Origin of the sequence: Micromonospora sp. DH13 (assembly GCF_020873825.1) — a bacterium.
GTDB classification, from domain to species: domain Bacteria; phylum Actinomycetota; class Actinomycetes; order Mycobacteriales; family Micromonosporaceae; genus Micromonospora; species Micromonospora haikouensis.
The window spans coordinates 170,363-178,159 of record NZ_JAHWGR010000013.1 but is presented as its reverse complement, the minus strand read 5'-3'; the positions used below and the strand labels follow the sequence as shown (position 1 = coordinate 178,159).

Below are 7,797 nucleotides of genomic sequence, written 5' to 3'. Positions count from 1 at the left end.
GGGGGGGCGGGGGGGGGGGCCGGCGGTCCGGCGGGCCCCGCCCCGGCGGGCGAAACTGAGTGTCGACTCAGTCGGTGGTGACCAGCGGCTCGGCGCGTTGGGCGACGGCCCGCTGGCGCAGCCACACCTTGAACCAGGCGAAGTCGGGCAGCCGTGCCAGCATCGGCCCGGTCACCACCGTGATCAGCACGTACGCGGTGGCCAACGCGGCCAGCTTCGGCTCGACGCTGCCGGCGGCCACGGCGAGCCCGGCGATGACGATGGAGAACTCGCCGCGCGGCACCAGGGCCAGCCCGGCCCGCCACCGGCCGGGTTCCTTGATCCCCACCCGCCGGGCGGCCAGGTATCCGGTCAGCGTCTTCGTCCCCATCGTGACCACGGCCAGCGCGAGCGCCGGCAGCAGCACGGGCGGGATGTCCCGGGGGTCGGTGACCAGGCCGAAGAAGACGAAGAACACCGCGGCGAACAGGTCCCGCAGCGGGGAGAGCATCTCGGTGGCGTGGTGCGCCACGGGGCCGGACAGCGCGATGCCGACGAGGAACGCGCCGACCGCCGCCGACACCTGGAGCTTCGCCGCGATGCCGGCGACCAGCAGGGTGAGCCCGAGCACGCCGAGCAGCAGCGCCTCCGGGTCCTTCGCCGACAGGGCGGAGGAGATCAGGTGGCCGTACCGGATCGCCACCACCAGCACCAGCACGACGGTGCCGACGGCGACGCCGAGCGCGATGCCGCCGCCGAGCAGGCCGGTGCCGGCCAGCACGGCGGTGAGCAGCGGCAGGTAGAGCGCCATCGCCAGGTCCTCGATGACCAGCACCGACAGGACCACCGGGGTTTCCCGGTTACCGAGCCGGCCCAGGTCGGCCAGCACCTTGGCGATCACGCCGGAGGAGGAGACCCAGGTGATGCCGGCCAGCACGATCGCGGCCACCCAGTCCCAGCCGAGCAGGAAGGCGAAGGCCGCGCCGGGCAGCGCGTTGAACACGCCGTCGATCAGGCCGGCGGGAGCCGCCGAGCGCAGGTTGCCGACCAGTTCGCCGGCCGAGTATTCCAGGCCGAGCATGACCAGCAGCAGGATCACGCCGATCTCCGCGCCGACGGCGAAGAACTCCTCGCTGGCGGTCAGCGGCAGCACGCCGCCATGGCCGAAGACGAGCCCGGCGAGCAGGTAGAGGGGAATGGGGGAGAGGCCGATCCGCCGCCCGAGCCGCCCCAGCAGCCCGAGCAGGAACAGCAGCGCACCGACCTCGATGAGCAATATTGTGGTTTCCTCGTGCATCCGCGCCTCAGCCGTCCGGGTCGCTGTCGGCGAGGATGGCGGTCACGCCGTCGAGCCCCTTGCGGGTGCCGACCACGACCACCACGTCACCGGCGTCGAAGCGGAAGGCCGGGTCGGGCGAGACGATCACCTCGCCCTGGCGCAGCACCGCGACGATCGAGGCGCTGGTCCGGGTGCGGGCCTTCGTGTCGCCGAGCCGCCGGTGGACGTACTTGGAGCCGGCAGGGATGGCGATCTGCTCGGTGAGCAGCCCGGCCGCCTGCTCGCGCAGCCCGGAGAGCTGGCCGAGCATCAGCGACGCGCCGAGGATGTCCGCGAGCGCCTCCGCCTCGTCGTCTGTCAGCGGTATGTCGTGCTGGCAGGAATCGGGATCATCGGGGTCATAGAGGACAAGGTCACGGCGGCCATTGCGGTGGGAAACCACACCGAGCCGGCGTCCGGATTCCGTCAACAGGTCGTGACGCATTCCGATCCCGGGTAGGGCAGTCTGTTCGACACGTACTCGCACGGCGTCAGGCTACCGGTTGGGGGGTAGGCCGATGACTCGTCGGTTCGGCCGCAGAATGGTCGCGCTGCTGCTCGCGCCCCTGCTGACCGGCTGTTCGATCGGCGACGTCCGTCGCCCGCCGCCGGACCGCACCGCGCCGTCGCCCCGACCGACCGTGATCGAGCCGTCGCCGTCGCCCCCGGCCCCCGCCGTCGAGTTGCGCGACGTCCGGGTCCCGGTCGGCAAGGGGTACGAGCGCCCGTACGTCGAGTTCGTCACCGCCGAGCAGGCGTACGCCCTCTTCGCCAGCTGCCCTGCGGAGCGGGACTGCCCCGCGGTGCTCTACGCCACGGTCGACGGCGGCCGGTCCTGGCGGCGGCTCGTCCTCCCCCGCGTCGTTGCCGAGAACCCGCAGCTCTACGCCGTCCCCGGCGTGCTGATGCTGCTCGCCGAGCCGCACGGCCGGTACACCTCCACCGACGGCGGGCGCACCTTCGCGCACACGAACGGGGACCAGGAGCCCGTCGCCTGGCGGGCCGCCCAGGGCCGGTTCCAGATCGACTACCCCACCGGTCGGGTGGTCCGCTGGGCGGGGCTGCGGGCGACACCCCTGCCCGCCAAGCCGCCCGTGCCGGCGCCGCACGGCGTCGTCGAGGCCCGCGGCCTGCTGGTGGTGGCCGGCGTCGACGGCGGGAAGCCGTACGCGGCGGTCTCGACGGACCGGGGGCGCACCTGGCAGTCGACCCCCGTGCCGGTGCCCGACGGCGAGGTCGGGGTGGTGCGGCCAATGGTCGGGCCGGACGGCGAGGCGCGGCTGGTCGGCTGGCCGCCGGACCGGAGCGGCTTCCCGGCGCTCTGGCGGTATCTGGGCCGGTGGGTGGCGGTGCCCGCCGCGGGGCATCCCGCGCGGGCGGACTCCGTGGTGCCGCTGACCACCGGCCGGTTCGCCGTCAACGGCCCGGACGGCGCGGGCGTGGTGGCCGACGGCCGGTACGACCGGCTCGACTGGCCGGTCGCCCCCAAGCACTACCTGACCCTGCTGGCCGACGGCACGCTGGTGGGCCGTGCCCCCGACGAGGTGTTGCTGGCCACCGGGCCGGTCGGCAACCGCCGCTGGGTGCGCGTGGTGCTGGCCCCGGCCTGACCGGCCGCGCCGTCCCGCGCCCGCCGCCCAGCCGACTCTTGAGTGACACAGGTCACAGTCGCAAGGTTGAGCGGAATAGGCTCAACTCTGGTTGTGTCCTTCCTAGTGGACACGCCGATCCGGGGGAGCCCATGAACACGGAACGTCTCACCACCAAGAGCCGCGAAACCATCACCGGTGCCGTCGCGCTGGCGAACCAGCGCGGTCACGCCACCGTGGAGCCCTGGCACCTGCTGCTGTCGCTGCTGGACACCGAGGGGTCGACCGCCGCCGGCCTGCTGCGCGCCGCCGGGGCCGACCCCGCCGAGCTGCGCCGGGCCGCCCAGCGCGCCGTCGACGCCCTGCCTGCCGCCCGGGGCTCCAGCATCGCCGAGCCCACGCTGGCCCGCGAGTTCGTCAACGCCATCGGCGCCGCCGAGCAGATCGCCCGGCCGCTCGGCGACGAATACACCTCGACCGAGCACCTGCTCGCCGGCCTGGCCCGGGTGGGCGGCGCGGTCGCCACCGCGCTGCGCAACGCCGGCGCGACCGAGGAGAGCCTGGTCGCCGCGTTCCCGACCGTCCGGGGCGGGGACCGGCGGGTCACCACCGCCGACCCGGAGCAGACCTACCAGGCCCTGGCCAAGTACGGCGTCGACCTGACCGCCAGCGCCCGCGACGGCAAGATCGACCCCGTGATCGGCCGGGACTCCGAGATCCGCCGCGTCATCCAGGTGCTGTCCCGGCGTACCAAGAACAACCCGGTGCTGATCGGCGAGCCCGGCGTCGGCAAGACCGCGATCGTCGAGGGCCTCGCCCAGCGGATCGTGGCCGGCGACGTGCCCGAGTCGCTGCGCGACAAGAAGCTGGTCTCCCTCGACCTCGGCGCGATGGTGGCCGGCGCACAATACCGGGGCCAGTTCGAGGAGCGCCTCAAGTCCGTGCTGGAGGAGATCAAGAACTCCAACGGCCAGGTCATCACCTTCCTCGACGAGCTGCACACCGTCGTCGGCGCGGGCAAGGGCGAGGGCTCGATGGACGCCGGCAACATGCTCAAGCCGATGCTCGCGCGCGGCGAACTGCGGATGGTCGGCGCGACCACCCTCGACGAATACCGCGAGCACATCGAGAAGGACCCGGCCCTGGAGCGCCGCTTCCAGCCGGTGCTGGTCGGCGAGCCGACCATCGAGGACACCATCGGCATCCTGCGCGGGCTCAAGGAACGCTACGAGGTGCACCACGGCGTACGCATCACCGACGCCGCGCTGGTCGCCGCCGCCGCCCTCTCCGACCGCTACATCACCGACCGGTTCCTGCCGGACAAGGCGATCGACCTGGTCGACGAGTCGGCGTCCCGGCTGCGCATGGAGATCGACTCCCGGCCGGTCGAGGTCGACGAGATCGAGCGGGCCGTGCGCCGGCTGGAGATCGAGGAGATGGCGCTGGCCAAGGAGCCCGACGCCGCCTCCGCCGAGCGCCTCGACCGGCTGCGCAAGGAGCTGGCCGACAAGCGCGAGCAGCTCACCGCCCTCTCCGAGCGCTGGCAGACCGAGAAGAGCCACATCACCAAGCTCTCCACCGCCAAGGAGGAGCTGGAGCGGCTCGGCGGCGAGGCCGAGCGGGCCGAGCGCGACGGCGAGCTGGAACGGGCCGCCGAGCTGCGCTACGGGCGCATCCCCGCCCTCAAGGCCGACCTGGCGAAGGCCGAGGAGGAGCTGGCCCGGCTCCAGGCCGACGGCGCGATGCTCAAGGAGGAGGTCGGCGCGGACGACATCGCCGCCGTGGTCGCCTCCTGGACGGGCATCCCCGCCGGCCGGCTCCTCGAAGGCGAGACCGCCAAGCTGCTGCGGATGGAGGAGTCGCTGGGCGCGCGCGTGGTCGGCCAGGCCGAGGCCGTCTCGGCCGTCTCCGACGCGGTGCGCCGCGCCCGGGCCGGCGTCGCCGACCCGGACCGCCCCACCGGCAGCTTCCTCTTCCTCGGCCCGACCGGCGTCGGCAAGACCGAGCTGGCCAAGGCGCTCGCCGAGTTCCTCTTCGACGACGAGCGGGCCATGGTCCGCATCGACATGAGCGAGTACGGCGAGAAGCACTCCGTCGCCCGGCTCGTCGGTGCCCCGCCCGGCTACGTCGGCTACGAGGAGGGCGGCCAGCTCACCGAGGCGGTGCGCCGCCGGCCGTACTCGGTGATCCTGCTCGACGAGGTCGAGAAGGCCCACCCCGACGTCTTCGACGTGCTGCTCCAGGTGCTCGACGACGGTCGGCTCACCGACGGCCAGGGGCGCACGGTGGACTTCCGCAACGCGATCCTGATCCTCACCTCCAACCTCGGGTCGTCGGTGATCAGCGACCTGACGCTGGCCGAGGAGCAGCGCCGGGAGGGCGTCCTCGCGGTGGTCCGGTCGCACTTCAAGCCGGAGTTCCTCAACCGGCTCGACGACATCGTGGTCTTCGCCGCGCTGCTGGGCGACGACCTGCGGGCCATCGTCGACATCCAGCTCGACCGGATGCGGAAGCGACTCGCCGACCGCCGGCTGACCCTGGACGTCAGCGAGGCCGCCCGGGGGTGGCTCGCCGAGCACGGGTACGACCCGATCTACGGTGCCCGCCCGCTGCGCCGGCTGGTGCAGTCGGCCATCGGCGACCAGCTCGCCCGGGCGCTGCTCTCCGGCGCGATCCGCGACGGCGACACGGTCCAGGTCGACCTGGCCGACGGCAAGGACGGGCTGACGGTCGCCGCGGCCTGACCCGCTGGCGTGGATGTTAATAGGGGCCCCCTGTACAACGTTTTGCGTTAACAGGGGGCCCCTCCTTTCAAGGGGGTTGAGGATGGGCGATCGGCTCGATGCGGCCGTGCGGGAGCTGGCGGGCACCGACACCCTCGCCTTCGGCGGGGTCGGCTTCGCCGGCACGGTGCTGCCGGAGACCGAGGCGTACTTCGAGGTCGAGCGGCAGCTCGACGCGCACCCGGAGCGGGCCCGGCGGAAGGTCGACTGGCTGCTGGCGCACGGCTCGCCGGCCGGCCGGGCGTACGCGGCGACCCTGCTGGGGCGGATCGACCCGGCCGCCGCCCGCGCCGCCTGGGAGGCGCTGCGCGGCTCCGAGGCCGAGTTCGTCACCTTCGCCGGCTGCATCATGGGCCGGACCAAGCTGGGTGAGTACGCGAACACGCAGCTCAACCGGCCCGAGGACGGTTCGTAACTGAGTCATCACTCAACTCCGCTCGGGTTTCGCCACGTGCGCGGGGTTGTTACCGTCTCCGCCGACGCGACTGGGGGAGGCGATCGGGTTGAACGGTTCGGTGGCGTATCTGGTGACGGCGGCGGGCTGCCTCATCGCGGTGGCCGGTGTCGTCATCGCCGTGGTGGCGATGCAACGTTCCCGTAGGCGCACGGGCGGGCGGCCCGGCCCGGTGGACCCGTTCCGGGACCGCGACGCCGACGCGCTGCGGGGCGACCCGCGCCGGCTGAGCCCCGGCGACATCGTCGAGATCCGCGGCACCTCGTACGGGGTGCGCGGCTCGGTGCTGCTCAGGGAGGGCAGCTGGACCTGGTCGGAGCACCTGCTCGACGACGCGGCCGGTGGCCAGCTCTGGCTCTCCGTCGAGGAGGACCCCGATGTGATCATGGTGCTCTGGACGACCGATCCGGCGCTCACCATCACCCCGGGCGCGCCGAGCATCGACCTCGACGGTCACCGGTACGTCAGCAAGGAGGCCGGGCACGCGCGGTTCACCGCCACCGGCAGCACGGGCCTCGACCCGTCCGGCGCGATGCGCTACCACGACTACCGGGGCCCGGGGAAGCTGCGGCTCTCCTTCGAGGCGTACGGCAACGCCGCCTGGGAGGTGGCCCGGGGCGACGAGCTGCACCGCTCCGACGTGATGATCTACCCGCAGTCCGGGCCGGGGAAGGTGAGCTGACCCGTGCTGGTCACCCTCGACGCCCCGTACGTCGACACCAGCGCCGCCGACCTCAGCCTCGCCCTCGGCGACGGCGAACGCCCCGCGCTGCACGTGCTCGACCTCGACCTGCCCGGCGGGATCCGGCTGCGGCTGCGGCTGCTCGGCGCGTCCCACCAGGTGGTGTTGCGCGCGGCCGGCACCGAGCTGACCGAAACCGTCGCCTGCCTTCCCGGCCGCCCGCCCGAACTGCCCGCCACCCGGCTGGACGAGGCGAACGGCTACCGGTTCACCGCCACCGTGCTGCGCCCGGCCGGGGCGGAGCTGAGCACCCGGGTCGCCGCGCTCCGCGCCGAGCTGGCCGGCGACCCGTACGCGCTGGTCGGGGTGTTCCCCGGCGACGCCGACGCGGTGACCGCCCTCGCCGTGCGCACCGACCCGCCGGACGGGGCGGTCGGCTGGCGCACCTGGCACGCGTACCCCCAGACCAACGAGCTGGTCCTGACCGAGACGGTGGTGGCCCTTGTGAGCGCGAGGAGTGAGCCGGGTCTGCGAGCCCCGCAGTCGCGAACGGAGGTGGCGCTGTGACGTACCGACGCTGGTTCGTGGTGGGAGCGGCGGTCGCCGTGGTCGGCGCGCTGCTCGCCGCCTTCGCGATCTTCTACGGCAACTTCTCCCCGCGCGGCTACGTGCAGGACCGGTACAACCGGGCGGCCAGCCGCGACATCGGCCGGGACGCCGTGGCGTACACCTCGTCGAAGACGCCCAGCCAGGTCGCCAAGGAGGTCACCGACGCCTGGCAGCCGGCCGACCAGTACGTCGACGGCAGCGGCGTCTACCTGCGCTACGACGACGACTCGGTGGTGATCCTGCCGATCGCCGCCGGCTCGGTGATCCTGCTCGAACGCCTCACCACCGCCTACCCCCGTTACCACTCGACCGTCGGGTCGCACTGGGGCTGGGGACGCGGCAGCACCGTCCGGGGCGGCGGCCCCGGCGCCGGCAAGTAGCCC

The 7,797-nt window shown here is 73.3% G+C and carries 8 protein-coding genes; 6 read left to right on the top strand and 2 right to left on the bottom strand.

What is annotated here, in order from left to right; genetic code table 11:
- Positions 1-67: 67 nt before the first annotated feature.
- Both LPA42_RS15575 and LPA42_RS15570 read right to left on the bottom strand, forming a co-directional pair.
- Positions 68-1,276 carry a cation:proton antiporter gene (locus LPA42_RS15575; protein ID WP_043961138.1) on the bottom strand — a complete coding sequence of 403 codons (1,209 nt, stop codon included), beginning with the start codon at positions 1,274-1,276 and terminating at the stop codon, positions 68-70.
- Between the two features lie 7 nt (positions 1,277-1,283).
- Positions 1,284-1,784: a cation:proton antiporter regulatory subunit gene (locus LPA42_RS15570; protein WP_043961139.1), complete on the bottom strand. Its 501-nt coding sequence runs from the start codon at positions 1,782-1,784 to the stop codon at positions 1,284-1,286.
- A 31-nt stretch (positions 1,785-1,815) separates the two neighbouring features.
- On the opposite strand from LPA42_RS15570, the gene LPA42_RS15565 reads away from it, so the two are divergent.
- The 6 genes from LPA42_RS15565 (at position 1,816) to LPA42_RS15540 (ending at position 7,794) form a co-directional block, all read left to right on the top strand.
- On the top strand, positions 1,816-2,907 hold the full coding sequence (locus tag LPA42_RS15565; RefSeq protein WP_144082508.1) for a hypothetical protein: 1,092 nt from the start codon (positions 1,816-1,818) through the stop codon (positions 2,905-2,907).
- A 131-nt stretch (positions 2,908-3,038) separates the two neighbouring features.
- Positions 3,039-5,630 (top strand): ATP-dependent chaperone ClpB, encoded by a 2,592-nt coding sequence (gene clpB / locus LPA42_RS15560; protein WP_074475631.1) that lies wholly within the window; start codon positions 3,039-3,041, stop codon positions 5,628-5,630.
- An 82-nt stretch (positions 5,631-5,712) separates the two neighbouring features.
- Entirely contained in the window at positions 5,713-6,084 is a 372-nt protein-coding gene (locus LPA42_RS15555) for a hypothetical protein (protein ID WP_077935471.1), read from the top strand.
- Positions 6,085-6,172: 88 nt separating this feature from the next.
- Complete coding sequence (locus LPA42_RS15550) at positions 6,173-6,805, top strand: DUF4178 domain-containing protein (RefSeq protein WP_077935472.1); 633 nt, start codon at positions 6,173-6,175, stop codon at positions 6,803-6,805.
- 3 nt (positions 6,806-6,808) lie between these two features.
- Positions 6,809-7,372, top strand: a complete 564-nt coding sequence (locus LPA42_RS15545; RefSeq protein ID WP_043961145.1) for a DUF2617 family protein — start codon at positions 6,809-6,811, stop codon at positions 7,370-7,372.
- Positions 7,369-7,794 (top strand): DUF4247 domain-containing protein, encoded by a 426-nt coding sequence (locus LPA42_RS15540; RefSeq protein ID WP_077935473.1) that lies wholly within the window; start codon positions 7,369-7,371, stop codon positions 7,792-7,794. Before LPA42_RS15545 ends, LPA42_RS15540 begins: the two co-directional genes overlap by 4 nt.
- Positions 7,795-7,797 lie beyond the last annotated feature (3 nt).